At 71.4% G+C, this 23,002-nt stretch carries 22 protein-coding genes; 8 read left to right on the top strand and 14 right to left on the bottom strand.

The features are described from left to right. Positions 1 to 28: 28 nt before the first annotated feature. The 8 genes from AC0665_RS25590 to AC0665_RS25555 form a co-directional block, all read right to left on the bottom strand. Positions 29 to 784 (bottom strand): SDR family oxidoreductase, encoded by a 756-nt coding sequence (locus AC0665_RS25590; protein ID WP_468410803.1) that lies wholly within the window; start codon positions 782 to 784, stop codon positions 29 to 31. 5 nt (positions 785 to 789) lie between these two features. Then, positions 790 to 2,574: a glycoside hydrolase family 15 protein gene (locus AC0665_RS25585; RefSeq protein WP_478705848.1), complete on the bottom strand. Its 1,785-nt coding sequence runs from the start codon at positions 2,572 to 2,574 to the stop codon at positions 790 to 792. Between the two features lie 143 nt (positions 2,575 to 2,717). Continuing rightward, positions 2,718 to 3,515, bottom strand: a complete 798-nt coding sequence (locus AC0665_RS25580) for an SURF1 family cytochrome oxidase biogenesis protein (RefSeq protein WP_468410799.1) — start codon at positions 3,513 to 3,515, stop codon at positions 2,718 to 2,720. Positions 3,516 to 3,564: 49 nt separating this feature from the next. Continuing rightward, a complete protein-coding gene (locus tag AC0665_RS25575) occupies positions 3,565 to 3,798 on the bottom strand; it encodes a hypothetical protein (RefSeq protein WP_114251243.1) in 234 nt (77 codons plus the stop codon). 79 nt (positions 3,799 to 3,877) lie between these two features. Continuing rightward, positions 3,878 to 4,879, bottom strand: coding sequence for a DEDDh family exonuclease (locus AC0665_RS25570; protein WP_478606915.1), 1,002 nt, complete (start codon positions 4,877 to 4,879; stop codon positions 3,878 to 3,880). Between the two features lie 158 nt (positions 4,880 to 5,037). Further along, positions 5,038 to 6,048, bottom strand: coding sequence for a CopD family protein (locus AC0665_RS25565; protein WP_478705847.1), 1,011 nt, complete (start codon positions 6,046 to 6,048; stop codon positions 5,038 to 5,040). A gap of 180 nt (positions 6,049 to 6,228) precedes the next feature. Next, on the bottom strand, positions 6,229 to 7,752 hold the full coding sequence (locus AC0665_RS25560) for a S8 family peptidase (protein ID WP_478705846.1): 1,524 nt from the start codon (positions 7,750 to 7,752) through the stop codon (positions 6,229 to 6,231). A 62-nt stretch (positions 7,753 to 7,814) separates the two neighbouring features. Next, positions 7,815 to 9,344, bottom strand: coding sequence for a S8 family serine peptidase (locus tag AC0665_RS25555; protein WP_478606907.1), 1,530 nt, complete (start codon positions 9,342 to 9,344; stop codon positions 7,815 to 7,817). Positions 9,345 to 9,601: 257 nt separating this feature from the next. On the opposite strand from AC0665_RS25555, the gene AC0665_RS25550 reads away from it, so the two are divergent. The 3 genes from AC0665_RS25550 (at position 9,602) to moaA (ending at position 12,740) form a co-directional block, all read left to right on the top strand. Further along, on the top strand, positions 9,602 to 9,958 hold the full coding sequence (locus AC0665_RS25550; protein WP_363121535.1) for a DUF485 domain-containing protein: 357 nt from the start codon (positions 9,602 to 9,604) through the stop codon (positions 9,956 to 9,958). Then, positions 9,955 to 11,580, top strand: a complete 1,626-nt coding sequence (locus AC0665_RS25545; protein ID WP_478705845.1) for a solute symporter family protein — start codon at positions 9,955 to 9,957, stop codon at positions 11,578 to 11,580. The genes AC0665_RS25550 and AC0665_RS25545 overlap by 4 nt, the downstream gene beginning before the upstream one ends. Before the next feature lie 170 nt (positions 11,581 to 11,750). Further along, positions 11,751 to 12,740: a GTP 3',8-cyclase MoaA gene (gene moaA / locus AC0665_RS25540; protein ID WP_363121533.1), complete on the top strand. Its 990-nt coding sequence runs from the start codon at positions 11,751 to 11,753 to the stop codon at positions 12,738 to 12,740. Positions 12,741 to 12,922: 182 nt separating this feature from the next. Here the strand turns inward: moaA and AC0665_RS25535 are convergent, their stop codons facing one another. Next, a complete protein-coding gene (locus AC0665_RS25535) occupies positions 12,923 to 13,153 on the bottom strand; it encodes a hypothetical protein (RefSeq protein WP_468410787.1) in 231 nt (76 codons plus the stop codon). A gap of 217 nt (positions 13,154 to 13,370) precedes the next feature. Then, positions 13,371 to 13,766, bottom strand: coding sequence for a DUF3099 domain-containing protein (locus tag AC0665_RS25530; RefSeq protein WP_478705844.1), 396 nt, complete (start codon positions 13,764 to 13,766; stop codon positions 13,371 to 13,373). Positions 13,767 to 14,010: 244 nt separating this feature from the next. Here AC0665_RS25530 and AC0665_RS25525 point away from each other — a divergent pair, with 244 nt between their 5' ends. Further along, a complete protein-coding gene (locus AC0665_RS25525; protein WP_468410783.1) occupies positions 14,011 to 14,286 on the top strand; it encodes a GlsB/YeaQ/YmgE family stress response membrane protein in 276 nt (91 codons plus the stop codon). 64 nt (positions 14,287 to 14,350) lie between these two features. On the opposite strand, the gene tyrS is transcribed toward AC0665_RS25525, so the two are convergent. From tyrS to AC0665_RS25510, 3 genes are read right to left on the bottom strand one after another with little or no spacing between them, the layout of a single operon-like run. Beyond that, positions 14,351 to 15,619 carry a tyrosine--tRNA ligase gene (gene tyrS, locus AC0665_RS25520; protein WP_468410781.1) on the bottom strand — a complete coding sequence of 423 codons (1,269 nt, stop codon included), beginning with the start codon at positions 15,617 to 15,619 and terminating at the stop codon, positions 14,351 to 14,353. 56 nt (positions 15,620 to 15,675) lie between these two features. Further along, entirely contained in the window at positions 15,676 to 17,070 is a 1,395-nt protein-coding gene (locus tag AC0665_RS25515; protein ID WP_468410779.1) for a metallopeptidase TldD-related protein, read from the bottom strand. Next, a complete protein-coding gene (locus AC0665_RS25510; RefSeq protein WP_478705843.1) occupies positions 17,067 to 18,590 on the bottom strand; it encodes a TldD/PmbA family protein in 1,524 nt (507 codons plus the stop codon). Before AC0665_RS25510 ends, AC0665_RS25515 begins: the two co-directional genes overlap by 4 nt. Before the next feature lie 270 nt (positions 18,591 to 18,860). On the opposite strand from AC0665_RS25510, the gene fabG reads away from it, so the two are divergent. From fabG to AC0665_RS25495, 3 genes are all read left to right on the top strand, one after another. Next, positions 18,861 to 19,580, top strand: coding sequence for a 3-oxoacyl-[acyl-carrier-protein] reductase (fabG, locus tag AC0665_RS25505; protein ID WP_363121526.1), 720 nt, complete (start codon positions 18,861 to 18,863; stop codon positions 19,578 to 19,580). A gap of 5 nt (positions 19,581 to 19,585) precedes the next feature. Next, the gene (fabI, locus tag AC0665_RS25500; protein ID WP_468410775.1) at positions 19,586 to 20,353 is read left to right on the top strand and encodes an enoyl-ACP reductase FabI; all 768 of its coding nucleotides are present in this window, start codon (positions 19,586 to 19,588) and stop codon (positions 20,351 to 20,353) included. Positions 20,354 to 20,515: 162 nt separating this feature from the next. Then, complete coding sequence (locus AC0665_RS25495) at positions 20,516 to 20,863, top strand: hypothetical protein (RefSeq protein ID WP_468410773.1); 348 nt, start codon at positions 20,516 to 20,518, stop codon at positions 20,861 to 20,863. Here AC0665_RS25495 and AC0665_RS25490 read toward each other — a convergent pair. Continuing rightward, positions 20,841 to 21,533: a FadR/GntR family transcriptional regulator gene (locus AC0665_RS25490; protein ID WP_363121523.1), complete on the bottom strand. Its 693-nt coding sequence runs from the start codon at positions 21,531 to 21,533 to the stop codon at positions 20,841 to 20,843. The two genes, AC0665_RS25495 and AC0665_RS25490, sit on opposite strands and share 23 nt — an antisense overlap. 70 nt (positions 21,534 to 21,603) lie before the next feature. Between AC0665_RS25490 and AC0665_RS25485 the strand changes: the two genes are divergently transcribed. Next, on the top strand, positions 21,604 to 22,983 hold the full coding sequence (locus AC0665_RS25485) for a CynX/NimT family MFS transporter (RefSeq protein WP_478705842.1): 1,380 nt from the start codon (positions 21,604 to 21,606) through the stop codon (positions 22,981 to 22,983). The last annotated feature ends 19 nt before the right edge of the window (positions 22,984 to 23,002 follow it).

Here is a 23,002-nt window from a genome sequence, read left to right as displayed (position 1 = left end):
CCACCCCGGCCCGACGGCCTGCGGCCGCTCAGAACCCGTGCCGTGCTCCGCCGTCGACCGGCACCATGACCCCGGTCAGATAGGAAGCCGCCGGCGACATCAGGAACGCCGCCACCCGCCCGAACTCCTCCGGCTTCCCGTACCGCCGCAGCGGGATCCGTGACTCCGAGGCCGCCCGGGTCGCCTCGGGGTCCGCCGACAGCGCGTCCAGCTGCCGCACCCGGTCGGTGTCGATGCGCCCGGGCAGCACACCGACGACCCGGATGCCGCGCGGCCCCAGCTCGTCGGAGAGCGACTTGGCGAAGCCCGCGAGCCCCGGCCGCAGCCCGTTGGAGATGGTCAGCCCCGGAATCGGCTCGTACACCGACCCGGACAGCACGAACCCGATGACACCCCCGGCCTCCATCTCGGCCGCGGCGGCACGGGCCAGCCGCACCGCGCCGAGGAACACCGACTCGAACGCCGCCTGCCACTGCTCGTCGGTGTTGTCCGCGACGAACCCGGCCGGCGGCCCGCCCACGCTGACGAGGACACCGTTGAAACGGCCGAAGTGCTCCCGCGCGGCCCCGATCAGCCGGGCCGCCGCATCCGGGTCGGCGTTGTCGACGGCGACCCCGACCGCGTTCGGTCCCAGCTCGGCCGCCGCCTCGGCCACGCTCTTGTCGTCCCGCCCCGAGACGACCACCTTCGCCCCGTCCGCCACGAGCTCGCGCGCGGTGGCGTTGCCGAGGCCGCGGGTGGCCCCGGTGACGACGTACACCCGGTCCTTCAGTCCAAGATCCATGGTCCCTATCCTGCCCCGTCCTCACCGAACAGGGCGAGGGCGGTGTTCACCAGACCGATGTGGCTGAACGCCTGCGGGAAGTTGCCCAGCTGCCGGCCGGTCACCGGGTCGAACTCCTCGGACAGCAGCCCCACGTCGTTGGCGTGTCCCACCAGCCGCTCGAACAGCTCGCGGGCCTCCTTCGTGCGGCCCGTCATGTGCAGGGCGTCCGCGAGCCAGAACGAGCACACCAGGAAGGCGCCCTCGTCGCCGGGCAGCCCGTCGACCTGCGCGTCGTCCGTGCTGTAGCGGCGCAGGAAGCCCTTGTGGGAGAGCTCCTCGCGGACCGCGTCGATGGTGCCGATCACCCGCGGATCGTCCGGCGGCAGGAATCCGACACGCGGGATGAGCAGCAGCGCGGCGTCCAGTTCGCGTGAGCCGTAGGACTGCGTGAAGGTGTTGCGGTCCCTGTCGTAGCCCTTCTCGCACACCTCCCGGTGCACCTCGTCGCGCAGCTCCCGCCAGCCGTCCAGGTCGCCGTCCAGCTCCGGATGGCGTTCCAGGGTGCGTACGGCACGGTCGGCGGCCACCCACACCATCACCTTCGAGTGCACGAACTGGCGCCGGCCGCCGCGCACCTCCCACAGCCCCTCGTCCGGCTGCTGCCAGTGGGTCCGCAGGAAGTCCAGCAGGGCCGTCTGCAGCGCCCACACGTCCGGCTGGGGGGACAGGCCCGACTCGCGGGCCAGGGACAGGGAGTCCATGACCTCGCCGTAGACGTCGAGCTGAAGCTGTTTCACGGCGTCGTTGCCGATGCGCACGGGGGCGGACTCGTCAAAACCGGAGAGCCACGGCAGCTCGAACTCGGGCAGCCGTCGCTCACCCGCCAGGCCGTACATGATCTGCAGATCGGCAGGATCGCCGGCGACCGCGCGCAGCAGCCAGTTCCGCCAGGCCTCGGCCTCCTCCTGGTAACCCGCCGCGAGCAGCGCGTTCAGGGTGAGGGTGGAGTCGCGCAGCCAGCAGTAGCGGTAGTCCCAGTTGCGCACCCCGCCCGGCTCCTCCGGCAGCGAGGTGGTGGGAGCGGCGACGATGCCGCCGGTCGGGGCGTAGGTGAGCGCCTTGAGCGTGATCAGGGAGCGGACGACGGCGTCCCGGTAGGGGCCGTCGTAGCGGCAGCGCGACACCCAGGCCCGCCAGTCCTCCACGCTGTGGCGCAGCGCGTCGTACGGGTCGACGAGCGGGGGGCGCTCCTCGTGGGAGGGGTGCCAGGTCAGGACGAACGCGACCTTTTCCCCCTTCTTGACGGTGAACTCGGCGTGCGTGCCGAAGTCCTCGCCCCAGCTGTGCACCTCCGGCTCACTGCGCAGCCAGGTGGAGTCCGGGCCGGCCACGGCGACGCGGTGCCCGTCGGAGCGGCGCATCCAGGGAACGATCGAGCCGTAGTCGAAGCGCAGCTTGAGGACGCTGTGCAGGGTCACCTCGCCGTCGAGGCCCTCGACGACGCGGACGAGGTCGGGGGCGCGGTCACGCTGCGGCATCAGGTCGGTGACCCGGACCGCTCCGTGTTCGGTCTCCCACTCGGTGTCCAGGACGAGGGTGTCGCGGCGATAGGCGCGCCGGGTGCAGCGGTCCGCCCCCACGGGGGCGATGCGCCAGTGGCCGTTGTCCTCGTCGCCGAGCATTCTGGCGAAGCAGGCGGCCGAGTCGAAACGCGGCAGACACAACCAGTCGACGGACCCGTCCGTGCCGACCAGGGCCGCGGTCTGTTCGTCGCCGATGAGCGCGTAGTCCTCGATGCGGGGGTGCACGGAGTGCGGGTTCCCGGCAACTCGCCGCGGCAATCAGGGCGGGGGCCGGGGGAGTGACGTGTCCGTGCCGGCAAGGGCGCGGTACCGAGCGCCCCCCCCCCGCGCGCGCCTGGACGGCCTCCGCGCCCGGCCCTCGCCGGTGGCTAGACCGCCGCCGGTTCGTTCTCCGTCGCGCCGGCCGCGGCCGCCGCCTCCTCGGCCCGCTCCCTGGCCTCGCGGCGGGCGAGGACCACCCAGCCGACCGGAACGGCCGCGGAGAACAGCCACCACTGGACGGCGTACGCGTAGTTCAGCGCGGCGTCCTCCTTGCCCGGGTCGCCCAGCAGCTCGGGGACGTCGCCCTTGGGCTCGGGAGACGTCTGGGCGATGTAGCCGCCGAGCACCCTGGCGTCCAGGCGACGGGCCTGCTGCTCGCTGTTGATCAGCATGATCTGCCGGTCCGGAAGGCCCTGGAGGTTCTTGATGCCGCTGCTGGCGGTCGTCTCGTCGGGCATCAGCCGCCCCTCGACGGTGACCTCGCCGCCGGGCGGCGCGGGGACCTTCGGGAACGTGGTCTGACTCGGGCCGTCGGAGGGGATCCAGCCCCGGTTGACCAGCAGCACCTTGCCGTCGTCGAGGACGAACGGGGTCAGGACGTGGTAGCCGACCTCGTCGTCGGAGTTGGTGCGGCGCCGGACGACGACCTCGTCCCGGGCGTCGAAGCGGCCCTTCGCCGTGACGGTGCGGTAGCGCTCGGCGCTGGTGACGGTGTGCCCGGGCGCGGTCAACTTCTCCACGGGCACCGGCTCGGCCGCCAGGGCGTCGGTGACCAGCTGGTTCCGGGCGGTGCGCTCCTCGTAGCGGTGCATCTGCCAGATGCCCAGCCTGATCATCGTGGGGATGAGGAGCAGGGCGATCAGCGTGAGGATCACCCACTGCCGGGACATCAGGAAGCGGTACACCCCACGACCGTACAACTCGGTCGTGGGGTGCATTCAGGCGGGTACGGGTTCACACCTTGTCGACAATTCCCACCTTTCCCTCCGCGCGGGCGCAGTGGGCGCCGCAGTACCAGTGGCCCTCGACCTCGACGCCCTGGCCGATGATCTGCACCCGGCAGTGCTCGCAGATGGGGGCCATGCGGTGGATCGCGCAGGCGAAGCAGTCGAAGACGTGCACCGCGCCCTGCGCGTGCACCTCGAAGGTCATGCCGTACTGATTGCCACATACCTCACAGGTCGCCATGCGCCACAGGGTGAGCCGTCGCACCCGCGCGGGCGAGCGGCCACCGGGCGAGTCGTCCGGCAATCACCCGTCCGTACGGTCACCCCCCGGACGCCGGCTCCACATCCGCGAGGAGTTGCCCGAACGCCGCCTCGTCCACGACCGGCGTCCCGAACTGCCGCGCCTTGACCACCTTCGAGGTGCCCGAGTCCGGGTCGTTCGTGACGAGCAGGCTGGTCAGCCGGGACAGGCTCGTGGCCACATGCAGCCCCGCCTCGGTCGCGCGGTCCTCCAGCAGGTCCCGCTCGGTCGAGGTGTCGCCCGAGAAGGCGACCCGCATGCCCTGCTTCAGCCGCCCGCCCACCTCGTAGCGCCCGGGGTTGGGGTAGGGGCAGGCGGGGCGCTTGCGGGACGGCCGCCAGGTGCTGGGCCGGTAAGCGCCGTAGCCCCCGGGGCCCGCCTGCTGCCCGATGCGGGGAGTGGCGGGGCGGTCGCTCCACTCGGTGAGCGGCCGGCACTCGTGCAGCGGCAGCCGTACGTTGTTCGCCGCCGCGGCCCGCAGGCTCGGCCGGAACGCCTCCGCCAGCACGCGCGCGTCGTCCAGCGCGTGGTGCGCCCGCTGCTGGACGACGCCGAAGTGCGCGGCGAGGGACTCCAGCTTGTGGTTGGGCAGCGGCAGCCCGAGCTCCTTGGAGAGCGCGATGGTGCACAGCCGCTGCCGCACCGGCGCCTCGCGCTCGGCGCGCGCGTACTCCCGGGCGATCATCTGCCAGTCGAAGACGGCGTTGTGCGCCACGAGCACGCGTCCCGCCAGCCGGGCCGTGAACTCCTCGGCGATGTCCGGGAAGAGGGGCGCGCCCTCGAGCGCCTCGCTCGTCAGCCCGTGGATCCACACCGGGCCCGGGTCACGCTCGGGGTTGACCGTCGTGTACCAGTGGTCCTCGACCTCGCCGCGCTCGTCCAGCCGGTAGACCGCCGCGGAGATGATGCGGTCGTCCCGGGCCAGGCCCGTGGTCTCCACGTCGACGACCGCGTACCCCTTGGGATACGCGGCCGGCCACGGCGTGGCAGAGAACACTGCGGTCGTCAGGTCTTCCAGCATGGTTCCTGAGGATACGGGCCACGACTGACACCACCGCCCGCCAGGGGCGCCCGGCCGGTCTTCCGACATCCCCTCAGGCGGGTTGTCCGGTCTGTCCGTTCGTGGGTCGTACGTCTGATCGGTACTCAGTCGATCAGCCGGCGTCCTGTCGGCCGGCGTCACCAGCGGATGGGCACCGGAACCACCGTCAGCAGCCCGGACGCCGCTACCACCAGGCCCAGGGCGACGACCTCCGCACGGGCCGGGGCGCAGGCGGTCAGCGGGTCGGCCGCCCGGCGCAGCCGGTGCCGGGCCCACAGGGCGAGGACGGCGACGGCGGCCACGAGGAGCACCTTGGCGAGCAGCACCCGCCCGTACGCCGTCCCCGTCAGCTGGTCCAGGATCGTCTCCGGCGGCATCCGGCGCAGCGAACTGCACACGCCCGTCGCGGTGATGGCGGCGAGCAGCACGGCCGCCACGCGCGCGTAGAGCCCCAGCAGAGCCACGCCCGCCGCCGTGCCGCTGCGGCCGTGCCACAGCCGCAGCAGGCGCAGCGCGTGCAGCAGGCCGCCCGTCCACAGCGCCGCGCAGAGCAGGTGGACGAGCGTCAGCCCGGAGCCGGCGAGGGGGCTGTGCTCGGTCGTGGGGTGGGCGCGCAGGGCCTCCGCCACGACCACGGCGGCCAGCGGCCACACCTGCGTGACCGGCCGGCGGGAGACCGCGCACAGCCACGCGACCAGGAACGCGTTGACCTCCAGCAGGGCGAGCTTGCCGTCCCGGGACGCGTAGAGCCCGCCGATGTCGACGTCCGCCACCTCACCCGGGATCAGATTGCCGTTGGCCACGATCGAGGCGAGTCCCAGGGCGGCGAGGAAACCGGCGACGGCCGCGGGCGGGGACCAGCTGCGGGGCGTGCCCCGGGGGAGGGACGTCGAGCCGGGCAGCGAACGCGCCAGCCGGTTCACGAACAGTTCGCCGACGGGTATGCACAGCGCCGCGAACAGCACCGTGCGCAGCAGGCCCACGCCACCCGCGCCGGGCGCCTCGGCCTCCCCGGTGCCGTGCAGCGCGGCGGCCGGACCGAGCAGCGGGATCAGCGCGGCCGGCGCCACCAGCGCCAGGACGGCGAGGGCCCGGCCCGCACCGGTGCGCCGTCCGGCCGCCCCCGGGGTGGGTCTTGTCGAGGTCACCCCAGGATCTTCACCAACCTCCACACGCCGGGCAAGTCAGCGCAACGCGCTCACTCCTCGCCGTCCAGGTCGCCGGATCCGCGTACACGTCCATCGGCTTGTTCGCGGGGGATCCCGCCGCGGACACGAAGCGGGCCGGACGGGTGTCCCCGTCCGGCCCGGATCGCCGTCACACGAGCTCTACTTGGTCACCGCGTCCAGCGCGTCCGCGATGCCCCAGCCGTAGAAACCGTTGCGGTTCTTCGAGCCTTCGCACACCGCGTCGATCTTGCCGTCGGCGTTGATGTCGTACGGGTCCGTGCACGGCGTGGCGTCGGCCTCGGCGTACAGCAGGGCCTTCACCAGGGCCGGAGAGGCGTACGGGTGCGTCGACTTGATGAGGGCGGCGACGCCCGCGACGTGCGGGGACGCCATCGACGTACCGGCCATGTAGCCCCACTTGCCGCCCGGCAGCGTGCCCAGGATGAGGCCGCTCGTGGCCGGGGCGTCCGGCTTCTGGTAGGCGGTCGAGTCACCACCCGGAGCGGCTATGTCGATGACGCCCAGACCGTGGTTGGAGAAGGACGACTTGATGCCCTTCGCGCCCGTCGAGGCGACCGTGACGACACCCGGCAGCTGGGTCGGGATGTCGAGGCACTCCGAGGGGTCGACGACCCGCTCGCCCGGGGTGGTGTCGTTCGGGGACGACGGGTCGGTGATCTCGTCGGAGGCGAGGTCGTAGTTCTCGTTGCCGGCCGCGGCGACGTTGACCGCGCCCTTCTTCTCCGCGTACCGCGAGGCCCGGGTGACGGCCTCGACGAGGGCCTTCTGGTCCGGGTCGTTCTTGCAGTTGAAGTACCAGGGGTCGGTGTAATAGCTGTTGTTCGTCACGTCGACCCCGTGCTCGGCCGCCCACACGAAGCCGCACACCACGGCCTCGGTGTAGAAGAAGCCCGCCGTGGTGGACACCTTGATGCCGGAGACCTTCACCCCGGGCGCCACACCGGTCATGCCGACGCCGTTCTTGGCGGCGGCGATCTCACCGGCGACATGGGTGCCGTGCGGGCTCTCCTCGGCGCTCGGCCGCCAGGCCCCGTCGGTCGTGTCCGGCTTGCCCGACACGCAGTTGACCGACGCGCCGCGGTCGAAGTTGGGCGCGATGTCGGGGTGGGTGTCGTCGACACCGGTGTCGATCACGGCGACCGTGACCTTCTTGCTGCCCAGCGTCTTCTCGTGCGCCTTGTCCGCCTTGATGGCCGGCAGGTCCCACTGCTGGGGCTCCAGCGGGTCCTGCCCGGCGGGGGCCTCGGCCGCGGCGACCTCCGCCGCGCTCAGCACCTTCGGCGCGCCCAGGTCGCCCGTGGAGGCCGAGGGCAGCGGCGCGGTGCGGGTGGCACCGGCGGACTGCACGCCCCGCACGGTGCGGATCTTCTTGGCGAAGTCGGCGTCCGAGGAGTGGACGACGATGACGCCGATCTGGTCGTACGACGTCACGATCGTGCCGCCGGCCTTCGCGACGGCCTTCTTCACATACGCCGAAGTGCCGTGCCCCGGCTTGACGTTGACGACGTAGCTGAGCGCACTCGCGTCGGCCCGGGCCGCCGCCGCGGGGGCGTCCTCGGCGGCCGTGGCCGCGGTGTTCGGAAGGAACGCCAGGGCCGTGGCCATGGCCATCCCGGCCGGTATCGCTGCGGCGCGGCGATAGCGCGCGTACGGCGCAGTCATGGTGTCTCCAGTTCGTTCACGGTACGAGCTGATCTCGCGGAAGGTCTCGAAGGCGGGCCGGATCACTTGACCGCGCGCAGCGCGTTGACGATGCCGTGGCCGTAGAAGCCGTTGAGGCGCTTGCCGCCCTCGCAGACCGCGTCCTGGTTGCCGTCGCCGTCCTGGTCGTAGGAGGCCGGGCAGGCGGTCTCGTCGGCCTGAGCCTTCAGCAGCGCCTGGAGCCGGGCCGGGGACGCCGAGGGGTGCTCGGACTTCAGCAGCGCGGCGACGCCCGAGGCGTGCGGCGAGGCCATCGAGGTGCCCTGGAGGAAGCCCCACGCGCCGTTCGGCAGGGTGGACAGGATACGGCCGTCCTTCGAGGGGGTGTCCGGGATCTGGTAGCGGCGGTCACCACCCGGCGCCGCGACGTCGACGACGCCCTTGCCGTAGGTCGAGAAGTACGACTTGGCCTTGTCGACGCCCGTCGAGCTCACCGTGACGACACCCGGGAGCATGTTCGGCACGTCGAAGCACTCGTGCGGGTCGATGGTGCGCTCGACCGGGGTGGAGTCGTCCGGGCTGGAGTCGTCGACGATCGCGTCCGAGGCCAGGTCGTGGTTGGAGTTGCCGGCCGCGGCGATGTTGAGCGTGCCCTTCTTCTGCGCGTACAGCTGCGCCCGGTTCACCGCGTCGACGATGGCCCGCTGGTCCGGGTCGTCCATGCAGTTGTACAGCCACGGGTCGACGTAGTAGCTGTTGTTCGTGATCTCGACGCCGTGGTCGGCGGCGAAGACGAACGCGCACACGACGCTCTCCGGGTAGAAGAGGCCGTTCGCCCGGTCGGTCACGTTGATGCTGGAGACCTTCACACCGGGAGCGACGCCCGCCACGCCTATGCCGTTGCGGGCGGCGGCTATCTCACCGGCGACATGCGTGCCGTGGTAGTCCTCGGGCGTGTACGGCCGCCAGGCGCCCTCGCTGGTGTCGGGCTTGCCGCCCGCGCAGTTCGCGGACTGGGAGGCGGAGAAGTTCGGGGCGATGTCGGGGTGGGTGTCGTCCACGCCGGTGTCGATGACGGCGACGGTCACCTTGCGGCTGCCCGGGTTGATCTGTGCCGCCTTGTCGGCGCCGATCGCGCGCAGGTCCCACTGGTCCGCCTCGAGGGGCTCGCTCTCGGGCGTCTTCGCCGAGGCGGCCTCGACGCGCTTGGCCTGGGCGCCCGTCAGGTACTCGACCGCGCCCTCCTGCTTCGTCCCGGCGGCCGTCAGCGGCGTCGTGCGCGTCGCGCCCGCCGACCGGACCCCGCGGACCTTGCGGATTGTCTTGGCGAAGTCGGGGTTCGAGGAGTGGACGACGAGCACGCCGATCCGCTCGTACGTGGCGACGACCGATCCGTCGGCCTTGCCGATCGCCTTCTTCACCGAGGCGATCGTGTGGCGGTCCAGCTTGGTGTTGACGACGTACGCCAGCTTCGGCGCATCCGCCGTCCGGGTGGCCGACTCCGCGTGCGGGGCCGCCGACGCGGCGGCCGGCAGGAAGCCCAGCGAGGCCGTCAGGGACAGCACGACGGGCACGGCGAGGGCGAGCCGGCGTCTGGAACGCAAGTGAGACATGGGGTCTCCACATCCTCCGGAAACGAAACCGGCCCGAGGCACAGGTGGTGCTCGGGCAGGTACATGACGTGGTGGTGCAGGGTGAAGCTATCCCGGCCTCTCGCTGGCCAGCAACGCTTTGCCGAAACGACTTCGGAAAGAACGCGGGGCCGTTGAACCGGTTCTCGTGCGCCGCCGTGACGTTGAACAGGGAGCGCGAGGACACACTCGCCCCCCGTCCCCGTTCACAACCGCTTCCGTCATTGCGAGGAGACTCCGTGGCCACCGACGCACCGCCCCCGTCGAAAGAGCAACACAAGCTCCCCTCACCCGAGGAGTTCGCCGAGGTGCAGGAGAGCGCGGAGTTCGGTGAACTGCGCCGCTCCTACCGCTCCTTCGCCTTTCCGCTGACCGTCGGCTTCATCGCCTGGTACCTGCTGTACGTGCTGCTCTCGAACTACGCGGGCGGCTTCATGGGCGCCAAGCTGTTCGGCAACATCAACGTCGCCTTCGTCTTCGGCGTCGCCCAGTTCCTCACCACGTTCCTCATCGCCTGGTGGTACTCCAAGCACGCCGCCGCGAAGCTCGACCCCAAGGCCGAGGCCATCAAGACCCGGATGGAGAGCGGCGCATGAGCCCCGTACAGCACACCTTCCTCGCCGCGAACGAGGCCAGCGAGCACCGCCCGCTGATCATCACCCTGTTCGCGCTGTTCGTCCTCGCGACCCTCGGCATCACCATCTGGGCGGGCCGCCAGACCAAGGACGCCGCCGACTTCTACGCCGGCGGCCGCCAGTTCAGCGCCTTCCAGAACGGCCTCGCCGTCTCCGGCGACTACATGTCCGCCGCGTCGTTCCTCGGCATCGCCGGCGCCATCGCCATCTTCGGCTACGACGGCTTCCTGTACTCCATCGGCTTCCTGGTCGCCTGGCTGGTCGCCCTGCTCCTGGTCGCCGAGCCGCTGCGCAACTCCGGCCGCTACACCATGGGCGACGTCCTGGCCTACCGCATGCGCCAGCGCCCGGTCCGCACCGCCGCCGGCACCTCGACGATCGTGGTGTCCATCTTCTACCTGCTGGCCCAGATGGCCGGCGCGGGCGTCCTGGTCTCCCTGCTGCTCGGCATCACCTCCGACGCCGGCAAGATCCTCATCGTGGCCCTCGTCGGCCTCCTGATGATCGTCTACGTCTCCATCGGCGGCATGAAGGGCACCACCTGGGTCCAGATGGTCAAGGCAGTGCTGCTCATCGGCGGCACCATCCTGATCACCTTCCTCGTGCTGCTGAAGTTCAACTTCAACATCTCCGACCTGCTCGGCAAGGCCGCCGAGAACAGCGGCAAGGGCGCCGCCTTCCTGGAGCCCGGTCTCCAGTACGGCGCCACCGGCACCTCCAAGCTGGACTTCATCTCCCTCGGCATCGCCCTGGTCCTCGGCACCGCCGGCCTGCCGCACATCCTGATCCGCTTCTACACGGTGCCCGACGCCAAGGCCGCCCGGAAGTCCGTGAACTGGGCCATCGGCATCATCGGCGGCTTCTACCTGATGACGATCGCGCTCGGCTTCGGCGCCGCCGCGCTCATCTCGCAGGAGGAGATCCTCGCCTCCAACCCGTCCGGCAACACGGCCGCGCCGCTGCTCGCCCTGCACCTGGGCGGTGTCGACTCCACCTGGGGCGCGATCCTGCTCGCCACGATCTCGGCGGTGGCCTTCGCGACGATCCTCGCCGTCGTCGCCGGACTCACCCTCGCCTCGTCGTCCTCCTTCGCGCACGACATCTACGCCAACGTCATCCGCAAGGGGAAGGCCTCCGGCGCCGAGGAGGTCCGCGCGGCCCGCTGGGCGACCGTCTTCATCGGCGTCGTCTCCATCGGCCTGGGCGCCCTGGCCCGCGACCTGAACGTGGCCGGTCTGGTCGCCCTCGCCTTCGCGGTCGCCGCCTCCGCCAACCTCCCGACGATCCTCTACAGCCTGTTCTGGAAGCGTTTCACCACCCAGGGCGCGCTGTGGTCGATCTACGGCGGCCTGATCGTCGCCGTCGGCCTGGTGCTGTTCTCGCCCGTCGTCTCCGGCGACGCCAAGGCGATGTTCCCCGAGGTCGACTTCGCCTGGTTCCCGCTGAAGAACCCGGGCATCATCTCCATCCCGTTCGGCTTCCTGATGGGCTGGCTCGGCACGATCCTGTCCAAGGAGGAGCCCGACGCCAAGAAGTACGCCGAGCTGGAGGTCCGGTCCCTGACCGGCACCGGAGCGCACTGAGCACGACCCCTCCCGCGCGGCCGGCTCGTAGGAACCTCCAGGTCCCTGCGGCCCGGCCGCGCCGTGCGTCGTGGGATCGGGCCTGTGGTGTTGTCGGTGAGGTCGCGTAGGCTCGCAGGTGTCGGGCAACAGTGCCGCACGCACGATCCGCGACGAGGGAGGGGGCCCACGTGCTCATCGACACCTACGGCCGGGTGGCCACCGACCTGAGGGTCTCGCTGACCGACCGGTGCAACCTGCGCTGTACGTACTGCATGCCGGAAGAGGGCCTGCAGTGGCTGGCGAAGCCGGATCTGCTCACGGACGACGAGATCGTCCGCCTCATCGACATCGCGGTCACCTCCCTCGGCATCGAGGAGGTCCGCTTCACCGGCGGCGAGCCCCTGCTGCGTCCGGGCCTGGTCGGCATCGTCGAGCGCGTCGCGGCGCTGGAGCCGCGCCCCCAGATGTCATTGACCACCAACGGCATCGGCCTCAAGCGCACGGCGGCGGCCCTGAAGGAGGCGGGCCTGGACCGGGTCAACGTCTCCCTGGACACGCTCCGGCCGGACGTCTTCAAGACCCTGACCCGCCGCGACCGCCACAAGGACGTCATCGAGGGCCTGCACGCCGCCCGCGACGCCGGCCTGACCCCGGTCAAGGTCAACTCGGTCCTGATGCCGGGGCTCAACGACGACGAGGCCCCCGACCTGCTCGCCTGGGCCGTGGAACACGACTACGAGCTGCGCTTCATCGAGCAGATGCCCCTGGACGCCCAGCACGGCTGGAAGCGCGACGGCATGATCACGGCCGGCGACATCCTGGCCTCCCTGCGCACCCGCTTCGAGCTGACCGCCGAGGGCGAGGAGAAGCGCGGCTCGGCCCCGGCGGAGCGCTGGCTCGTCGACGGCGGCCCGCACGTGGTCGGTGTCATCGCCTCCGTCACGCGCCCCTTCTGCTCGGCGTGCGACCGCACCCGCCTCACCGCCGACGGCCAGGTCCGCACCTGCCTGTTTGCGCAGGAGGAGACGGACCTGCGCGCCGCGCTGCGCTCGGGCGCCCCGGACGAGGAGATCGCCCGCATCTGGCGCCTTGCGATGTGGGGCAAGAAGGCCGGAGCGGGCCTGGACGACCCGTCGTTCGTGCAGCCCGACCGGCCGATGTCGGCCATCGGAGGCTAGGGCCTGTCGTTTGGATCATGCCGGCGTCGCGGGGCGTGGCACGCACATCTGCGGCGTTGTCGTCGGTTGTCAACGCTCCGCGTTGACGCCCTCCTCCGCCTTGCATCTGCACGCACCACGCCCCGCTCGGGTCGGCCGAAAGGCGCAGTCACTCTCGGCCGACCTGATCCAAACGACAGACCCTAGGAGCTCGGACGCGCGGAGTCCTCGGACTCCCACTCCTCCAGCACCACCACGTCCTTCAGGAAGCCCCGCACCCCGAGGAACTGCGAGAGGTGCTCGCGGTGCTCCTCGCAGGCCAGCCAGGTCTTGCGCCTCTCCGGCGTGTGGATCTTCGGGTTGTTCCACGCCAGCACCCACACGGCGTCGGCACGGCAGCCCTTCGCGGAACAGATGGGCGTCTCGTCACTCACGGTTTCGTCTCGCAGAAAAAGGCGACGCCGAGCAGCCACGGGGGGAGCTGCCCGGCGTCGGTCCGTCGCTCCGACGGGGGATGCGGAGCGCGTACGAAGTATGTCATGGGTAACCCCGGGCCCGGCACCGGAACAACATGATTGATCTGAGCTTTTCTTGAGCTTGGCGGGAAGGTGACTTCCCTTCCCTCCCGGTCGTGATCTCGCCCCGGGAGGCCTATCGCTCGTGCGACTCGCTCCGCGCGCCCGCACCCGGCCCGGACACGGCATCTTCCGCAACGGGTTCCGCCGGGCCGTCGCCCAGCTTTGACGGCGCGATCATCGGGCGCACCGGCGCCGCCACGAACGTCGACGGCAGAGACGGCGCGTTCTCGCGCCCGGCGTTCGCGATCACCACCGCGATGTACGGCAGCACCAGCCCGAGCACCAACGCCACGACGGCCACGTGCCGTTCGACGTTCCACAGCGTGGCCGCGAGGATCACCGAGATCGTGCGGACCGTCATCGAGATCACGTAGCGGCGCTGCCGCCCGCGTACGTCTTCCTGGAGTCCCGTCCGGGCGCCGGTGATCCGGAAAACCTGGACGTTGCCACCGCCGTGCTGCTTCCGCATCGCGTTCCACCATCCGCCCGTATCGGACTCTCCCCGCCCCGTAGCCGCCCACGGCCGGTCGGGGAGTCCGACCGGGACAGCTCCCACGGTACGCCGCGGCCGCACCGGCCACGAGACCGGGTGGGGCACCTCCCGGGCGGACGGCCTGCGCCGTAGCGCGTACGGCCCGCGTCGGCATGCGGCGTAGGGCACGTGGGCCGACACTGGCCGTAGTGCTCACGGAGAGCCGTACGAGGAGGCAGCGATGGGCTGGTTGTGGGCGATCATCGTAGGACTGGTGCTCGGCCTGCTCGCCAAGGCGATCATTCCGGGCAAGCAGCATATTCCGCTGTGGCTGACCGTCATCCTGGGCATGATCGGCGGCGTCGCCGGAAATGCCATCGCCCGGGCGGCCGGTGTCGAGGCCACGGCGGGCATCGACTGGTGGCGGCACATCTTCCAACTGGTGGCCGCGCTCATCCTCGTCGGTCTCGGCGACCGGGCCTGGACGGCGGCCAGGGGAGACAGACGCAGGGCATGACAGGACACACGCCCGAAGGGGGCGGCCTCCGGCACCGCCGGAGACCGCCCCCTTCGCCGCGTACTCAGCCGCCCGTGACCTCGACGGCCGCCAGGTTCTTCTTGCCCCGGCGCAGCACCAGCCAGCGGCCGTGCAGCAGATCCTCCTGGGCGGGGACGGCGTCCTCACCGGCCACCTTGACGTTGTTCACGTAGGCGCCGCCCTCCTTGACCGTGCGGCGCGCGGCCGACTTGCTGGCCACCAGACCGACCTCGGCGAACAGGTCCACGGCCGGGCCGAGCTCGGCCACCCGGACGTGCGGCACCTCCGAGAGGGCCGCGGCCAGCGTCCTCTCGTCGAGGTCCGCCAGCTCGCCCTGCCCGAAGAGGGCCTTCGACGCGGCGATCACGGCGGCCGTCTGGTCGGCGCCGTGCACCAGCGTCGTCAGCTCCTCGGCGAGGGCCCGCTGAGCGGCCCGGGCCTGCGGACGCTCCTGAGTCTGCCGCTCCAGCTCCTCCAGCTCCTCGCGGGAGCGGAAGGACAGGATGCGCATGTACTTCGAGACGTCCCGGTCGTCCACGTTCAGCCAGAACTGGTAGAACGCGTACGGCGTCGTCATCTCCGGGTCGAGCCAGACGGCGCCGCCCTCGGTCTTGCCGAACTTGGTGCCGTCCGCCTTGGTCATCAGCGGCGTCGCCATCGCGTGCACGGTCGCGTCGGGCTCCAGGCGGTGGATCAGGTCCAGGCCCGCGGTGAGGTTGCCCCACTGGTCGCTGCCGCCCTGCTGGAGGGTGCAGCCGTAGCGGCGGTAGAGCTGGAGGAAGTCCATGCCCTGCAGGAGCTGGTAGCTGAACTCCGTGTAGCTGATGCCCTCGGAGGACTCCAGGCGGCGGGCCACGGACTCCTTGGTCAGCATCTTGTTGACGCGGAAGTGCTTGCCGATGTCGCGCAGGAACTCGATCGCGGAGAGGTTCTCCGTCCAGTCGAGGTTGTTGACCATGACGGCCGCGTTCTCGCCCTGGAAGTCCAGGAACGGCTCGATCTGGGCGCGCAGCCTGTCGACCCAGCCGCCGACCGTCTCCGGGTCGTTCAGCGTGCGCTCCGCGGTCGGGCGCGGGTCGCCGATCAGACCCGTGGCCCCGCCGACCAGCGCCAGCGGCCGGTGACCGGCCTGCTGGAGCCTGCGCACGGTGAGCACCTGCACCAGGTGCCCCACGTGCAGCGACGGCGCCGTCGGGTCGAAACCGCAATAGAACGTGACGGGACCGTCCGCGAGCGCCTTGCGCAAAGCGTCCTCGTCGGTGGACAGGGCGAACAGCCCGCGCCACTTCAGCTCGTCGACGATGTCCGTCACGGTTCTCGTGTCTCCTCGATGTTCTCCGGGCAGTCGGGTGACAGCCGGGTACGAGGTTATACGCCCTGGCTGACAGAGCTCATATTGAAATCGGGGACGCGCAGCGCCGGCATCGCGGCCCTGGTGAACCAGTCGCTCCACTCGCGCGGCAGCGTCTTCTCGGTCCGGCCCGCCTCCGTCGCACGGCCGAGCACGCCGACCGGGGACTCGTTGAACCGGAAGTTGTTCACCTCGCCCGTCACCTCGCCGTTCTCGACGAGGTAGACGCCGTCCCGGGTCAGACCGGTGAGCAGCAGCGTCGCCGGGTCGACCTCGCGGATGTACCACAGGCAGGTCAGCAGCAGCCCGCGCTCGGTGTTGGCGACCATCTCGTCCAGGGAGCGGTCCTCGCCGCCGTCCAGCACGATGTTGTCGATGCCCGGCGCGACGGGCAGGCCGGTCAGGCCGGCGCTGTGCCTGCTGGTCGTCAGGTGCCGCAGCACGCCCTCGCGCATCCACTCGGTGGCCCCGAGCGGCAGCCCGTTGTCGAACACCGACTGATCGCCCCCCGAGGAGTGCGCGATCACGAAGGGCGCCGACTCGAGGCCCGGCTCGTCCGGGTCGCTGCGCAGGGTCAGCGGCAGATCGGTCAGCCTCTCGCCGACCCGCGTGCCCCCGCCCGGCTTGGAGAACACCGTGCGGCCCTCGACCGCGTCCCGGCCCGAGGCCGACCACATCTGGTAGATCAGCAGGTCCGCCACGGCCGTCGGCGGCAGCAGCGTCTCGTAGCGCCCGGCGGGCAGCTCCACACGCCGCTCGGCCCACCCCAGACGCACGGCCAGCTCCGCGTCCAGCGCCGCAGGGTCGACGTCCTCGAAGTCCCGGGTGGAGCGCCCGGCCCACGCCGACCGGGTCCGGTCCGGGGACTTGGCGTTCATCTCCAGCGTCCCGTTCGGCTGGTCGTGCCGCAGCCGCAGACCCGTGGACGTGCCGACGTACGAGGACACCAGCTCGTGGTTGGCGAAGCCGTACAGCTCGCGGCCGCCCGCACGCGCGCGGGCGAAGGCCTCGCCGAGCGCCGGGGCGAAGTCGGCGAACACGGCCGAGGAGGTCTCGGCGGGTGCCTCCGTGAATCCGGGCGACCGCTCCACACCGGTGACCAGCGGCTGCGCGTCCTCGGCGGGCGCGGCGCCGCGCGCGGCGGCCTCGGCGGCCCGCACCAGCGGCTCCAGCTCGTCGGCGGTCACGGCGGACCGTGACACCACGCCGGAGGCCGTGCCCTCCTTGCCGTCGACCGTGGCGATCACGGTCAGCGTGCGCCCGCGCGTCACGCCGTTGGTGGTCAGTGCGTTGCCCGCCCAGCGCAGGTTGGCGGTGGACTGCTCGTCGGCGATGACGACACAGCCGTCCGCCCGGGACAGTTCGAGGGCGCGCTCGACGACCTCGTGGGGCTTGGTGGTGCGCGCGCTCATCGACCGGCCTCCTGGGTCGTGTTGAGGATGTTGACGCCCTTGAACAGGGCCGAGGGGCAGCCGTGCGACACGGCCGCGACCTGCCCCGGCTGCGCCTTGCCGCAGTTGAAGGCACCGCCGAGCACATAGGTCTGCGGTCCGCCCACGGCCGACATCGAGCCCCAGAAGTCGGTGGTCGTGGCCTGGTAGGCGACGTCGCGCAGCTGCCCGGCGAGCCGCCCGTTCTCGATGCGGTAGAACCGCTGACCGGTGAACTGGAAGTTGTAGCGCTGCATGTCGATCGACCAGGACCGGTCGCCGACGACGTAGATGCCGCGCTCCACGCCCCCGATGAGGTCCTCGGTGGACATCCCGGCCGGGTCCGGCCGCAGGGAGACGTTGGCCATGCGCTGCACCGGGACGTGGCCGGGGGAGTCGGCGTAGGCGCAGCCGTTGGACCGCTCGAAGCCGGTCAGCTTCGCGATCCGCCGGTCCAGCTGGTAGCCGACGAGGGTGCCGTCCTTGACCAGGTCCCAGGACTGGGCCGCGACGCCCTCGTCGTCGTAGCCGATGGTGGCCAGGCCGTGCTCGGCGGTGCGGTCGCCGGTGACGTTCATCAGCTCCGAGCCGTAGCGCAGCCTGCCCAGCTGGTCGAACGTGGCGAAGGAGGTGCCGGCGTAGGCGGCCTCGTAGCCGAGCGCCCGGTCGAGCTCGGTGGCGTGCCCGATGGACTCGTGGATGGTCAGCCACAGGTTGGACGGGTCGACGACCAGGTCGTACAGGCCCGGCTCCACGCTCGGCGCCCGCATCTTCTCGGCGAGCAGCTCCGGGATCCGCTCCAGCTCGCCCTCCCAGTCCCAGCCGGTGCCCTTCAGGTACTCCCAGCCGCGTCCCGCGGGCGGGGCGAGGGTGCGCATCGAGTCGAACTCGCCGCTGGACTCGTCCACCGCCACGGCGTTGAACACCGGGTGCAGCCGCACGCGCTGCTGGGTGGTCACGGTCCCGGACGTGTCGGCGTAGAACTTGTTCTCGTGGACCGTGAGCAGCGAGGAATCGACGTGGTCGACCCCGTCGGCCGCCAGCAGCCGTGCGCTCCACTCCGCGATGAGCCCGGCCTTCTCCTCGTCGGGCACCGAGAACGGGTCGATCTCGTACGACGAGATCCACGTCTTGTCCGCGTGCACCGGCTCGTCGGCCAGCTCCACACGCTCGTCGGAGCCCGCCGCCTTGATCACCTGGGCGGACAGCCTGGCCATCGCCACCGCCTGCCCGGCGACCCGGGCGGCGGCGTCCATGGTGAGGTCCACGCCGGACGCGAAGCCCCACGTCCCGCCGTGCACCACCCGCACCGCGTACCCGAGGTCGGTGGTGTCCGACGACCCGGCGGGCTTGGCGTCCCGGAACCGCCAGGAGGCGCCCCGCACCCGCTCGAACCGGAAGTCCGCGTGCTCGGCGCCCAGCGCACGCGCGCGTGCGAGGGCCGCGTCGGCGAGGGCGCGTAGGGGGAGGGCCGTGAAGGCCTCGTCGATGGTATGAGGCACCGCCGTCTCTTTCTGTCGAGGTGACCGTGGTCGTCGTGCGTCTGGCTGCTCCGATCATGTCGCCCATCCCGCGCGCGGGCCATGAGTTTGATGCTCCTCACCCGCGGCTTTCTGTAGGGATCCGACAGTGAGTCCCGTACGCCACTGTGGGTGCCCGATTGTCCGAGGGGCTGTCCGGACCGATAGGTTTTCGAGGAAGCCGCCTGTCATCGCCGCCTGTCGTCCGGGCGCGGGGCGGAGTATTCAGACCGCTATCGAAAGGGTGATCCGTTGAGCCGCTCGGTTCTCGTCACCGGAGGCAACCGGGGCATCGGCCTCGCCATCGCCCGCGCCTTCGCCGATGCCGGCGACAAGGTCGCCATCACGTACCGCTCGGGCGAGCCGCCGGCCGCCCTGACGGAACTGGGCTGCCTGGCCGTCAAGTGCGACATCACCGACGCCGAGCAGGTGGAGCAGGCCTACAAGGAGATCGAGGAGGCCCACGGCCCCGTCGAGGTCCTCGTCGCCAACGCCGGCATCACCAAGGACCAGCTCCTGATGCGCATGTCCGAGGAGGACTTCACCTCGGTCATCGACACCAACCTCACCGGCACCTTCCGCGTGGTCAAGCGCTCCAACCGCGGCATGCTGCGCGCCAAGAAGGGCCGCGTCGTGCTCATCTCGTCGGTCGTCGGGCTGTACGGCGGCCCCGGTCAGTCCAACTACGCCGCCTCCAAGGCCGCCCTGGTCGGCTTCGCGCGCTCCCTCGCCCGTGAGCTGGGCTCGCGCAACATCACCTTCAACGTCGTCGCGCCCGGCTTCGTCGACACCGACATGACCAAGGTCCTCACCGACGAGCAGCGCTCGGCCATCGTGTCGCAGGTGCCGCTCGGCCGGTACGCGCAGCCGGAGGAGATCGCCGCGACGGTGCGGTTCCTCGCTTCGGACGACGCCTCGTACATCACTGGAGCCGTCATTCCCGTTGACGGCGGACTGGGAATGGGTCACTGATCACCATGAGCGGAATTCTCGAGGGCAAGCGCGTCCTGATCACCGGTGTGCTGACGGAGTCCTCCATCGCCTTCCACACCGCCAAGCTGGCCCAGGAGCAGGGCGCCGAGATCATCCTCACGGCGTTCCCGCGGCCCACGCTGACCGAGCGCATCGCCAGGAAGCTCCCGAAGCCCACCAAGGTCGTCGAGCTCGACGTCACGAACGACGAGCACCTGGCCCGCCTGGCCGACGTCGTCGGCGAGGAGCTGGGCGGCCTGGACGGTGTCGTGCACTCCATCGGCTTCGCCCCGCAGGACGCCCTCGGCGGCAACTTCCTCAACGCGCCGTTCGAGTCCGTCGCCACCGCCATGCACGTCTCGGCGTACTCCCTGAAGTCGCTGACCATGGCCTGCCTGCCGCTGATGCAGAACGGCGGCTCGGTCGTCGGTCTGACCTTCGACGCGCAGTACGCCTGGCCGCAGTACGACTGGATGGGCCCGGCCAAGGCCGCGCTGGAGGCCACCAGCCGCTACATGGCCCGTGACCTGGGCAAGCAGAACATCCGCTGCAACCTGATCTCTGCGGGCCCGATCGGTTCCATGGCCGCCAAGTCCATCCCGGGCTTCGAGGAGCTGGCCTCGGTGTGGGACAGCCGCTCCCCGCTGGAGTGGGACCTGAAGGACCCCGAGCCGGCCGGCCGCGGCATCGTCGCCCTGCTGAGCGACTGGTTCCCGAAGACCACGGGCGAGATCGTCCACGTCGACGGCGGTCTGCACGCCATCGGAGCCTGATCTCCCGGTACCTCGCCGACGCCCCGTTCCCCGCAGCGCGCGGGGAGCGGGGCGTCACCCGTTCGGCTCAGCAGGCCGGGCGGGGAGGGCCGGCAACCGGGCACTGTGGAGTACGCGTTCACCACGCGAGCCCCTCCCCAGCACGGTCGAGGAGGTCCCCTTGTGCGCTTGTCCCGCCGAACGGCCTCACTGTCCGTCGCCGCGCTCGTGCTGACCCTGGCGTACGAGGCGGTTCCCCACACGCACGCGCCGGCCGCCGGGCACGAGTCCGCCGAGCCCTTCGGCGCCGCGTGCCGCATCCGCGTGACCGGCTCCCGGGTGACCGCGTACTGCCACAACCCCTACCCGGAGACGGACCGGGTGAGCCTGCACGTGGAGTGCGCCCGCTGGTGGGACATCGACACCGACAGCTCACCCGTGGAGGCCGGGCCCGCGCAGACGGTGCGGCTGACGGGGCGGTGCTGGAAAGAGGTCGGCGACGTGTGGATCAGTCACCGGCGGGAGAGCTGATCCCGCCCGGCCGGCACAGGAAGGGATAACGGGCGGCCTCCGCCGCGGCCGTGTCCGCCTCCCCCGCGCGGATGGCGTCGAGCAGCCGCCCGTGGTCCATGTACGTCTCCGGCGTCAGCTCCTCGCCGACGTCCTCGCGCAGCCAGTCCCGCAGCACCTCGCCCAGGTCCGCGTACATGGCCGTCATCACGTCGTTGTGGGAAGCGGACACGACGGCCAGGTGGAAGGTCGCGTCCGCGGTCACGAACGCCTCCTTGTCGCCCGACTCCCAGGCCTCCTCGCGCCGCAGCAGCAGCGCGTCCAGCTGTTTGAGGTCCTTCTCGGTACGGCGCCCGGCGGCCAGCCGGGCGGCGGCCGACTCCAGCGTGGAGCGCAGTTCGGCGATGTGCCGGGGATCGGCCTCGGCGAACCGCCGCTGCATCACGCCCGCCAGCTCGCTGGTGGCCACGACGTACGTGCCGGAACCCTGGCGGATGTCCAGCAGGCCGTTGTGCGACAGGGCGCGCACGGCCTCGCGGACCGTGTTGCGGGCGACACCCAGCTGTTCGACCAGTTCCGGCTCGGTCGGGATCCGGGAGCCGACCGGCCACTCGCCCGAGGTGATCTGGGCCCGCAGCGCGGCGATGACCTGCTCGGACAGGGCCGAACGACGGGGATGGCTCAGAGGCATGGCACACCTTCCCACGACCGGGGCACCGGAGGGCAGCCGCCCACTGGACAGTCAATCATCCCATGATTCTATGATGGGGTTCATGCCCCATGAGGAAACCCGGACGATGACACCCCCGCCCGTACGCGACCCGGCCGCACCCGGCGCCGCGCGAGAGGGCGGCGCGGCCACGCGCGCGTGGACCGTACGGCTGCTCGTCCTCGGCATCGTGCTGTCCGCGCTGAACCTCCGTCCCGCCATCACCAGCCTCGGCGCCCTCCTGGAAGAGGTCCGCGACGGCCTGGGCATGAGCGGCAGCGTGGCCGGGCTGCTCACCTCCGTGCCACCGCTGTGCTTCGCCGTCTTCGGCGTCATGGCCCCGCGGCTCGCCCGCCGCTTCGGAGCGGGCGCCGTGGTGTGCGCCGGCATGGCCGCCATCGCCACCGGCCTGATCGTGCGGCCCTACGCCGGCGGCACGGCCGGTTTCCTGGCCGGCAGCGCCCTGGCCCTCATGGGCATCGCGGTCAGCAACGTCCTCATGCCGGTCATCGTCAAGCACTGGTTCCCCGACCGGGTGGGTTCCATGACCGGCCTGTACTCGATGGCCCTCGCCCTCGGCACGGCCCTCGCCGCCGCCGTGACGGTGCCCCTGACCGACACCCTCGGCGGCAGCTGGCAGACGGGTCTGGCCCTGTGGGCGGGGCTCGCCGTGGCGGCGGTCCTGCCGTGGCTGCCCTTCGTCCGCGGACGCCGGACGCCCCCCGGGACGGGGGAGCGGACCGCGGCAGCGGCGGCCGGCGGCGACGCACCCGGGCCGGACCGGGACCCGGCGACCCTGGCACAGCCCCCCGCCGCGACGCCGCACGCGCGCGTGGAGGCGCCCCGGCTGCGGATGGCCCGCAGCCGCACCGCCTGGGCCCTGGCCGTCTTCTTCGGGCTCCAGGCCACCGCCGCCTACATCACCATGGGCTGGATGGCGCAGATCTTCCGGGACGCCGGTGTGCCCGCCGGTACCGCGGGCCTGCTGCTCGCGGTCACCATGGTCATGGGCGTACCGCTGGCCTTCGTCATACCCCGCCTGGCCACCCGGCTGCCCCACCAGGGCCCGATCGTGCTCGCCCTGGGCCTCTGCGGCCTCGCCGGCTACGCCGGGCTGTACCTCGCGCCCGCCGCCGGCGCCTGGGCCTGGGCCCTGCTCCTCGGCATCGCCAACTGCGCCTTCCCGCTCGCCCTGACCATGGTCGGCATGCGGGCCAGGACGGGCCCCGGCGTAGCTCAGCTGTCGGCCTTCGCGCAGAGCACCGGCTACCTGATCTCCATCCCCGGACCGCTCCTGGTGGGCGTCCTCTACCAGCACAGCGGCGGCTGGGGCCTGCCGATCGCGCTGATGAGCGCCCTGATGATCCCGCAGATGGCCGTCGGCTTCCTCGCCGGCCGCGACCGCACGGTGGAGGACGAGGCCGCCCGCTGAGCCGCCCCCCAGGGGGCCG

The sequence above is a fragment of the Streptomyces sp. NPDC043685 genome (assembly GCF_056436585.1).
This window is presented reverse-complemented; position numbering and strand designations above follow the sequence as displayed.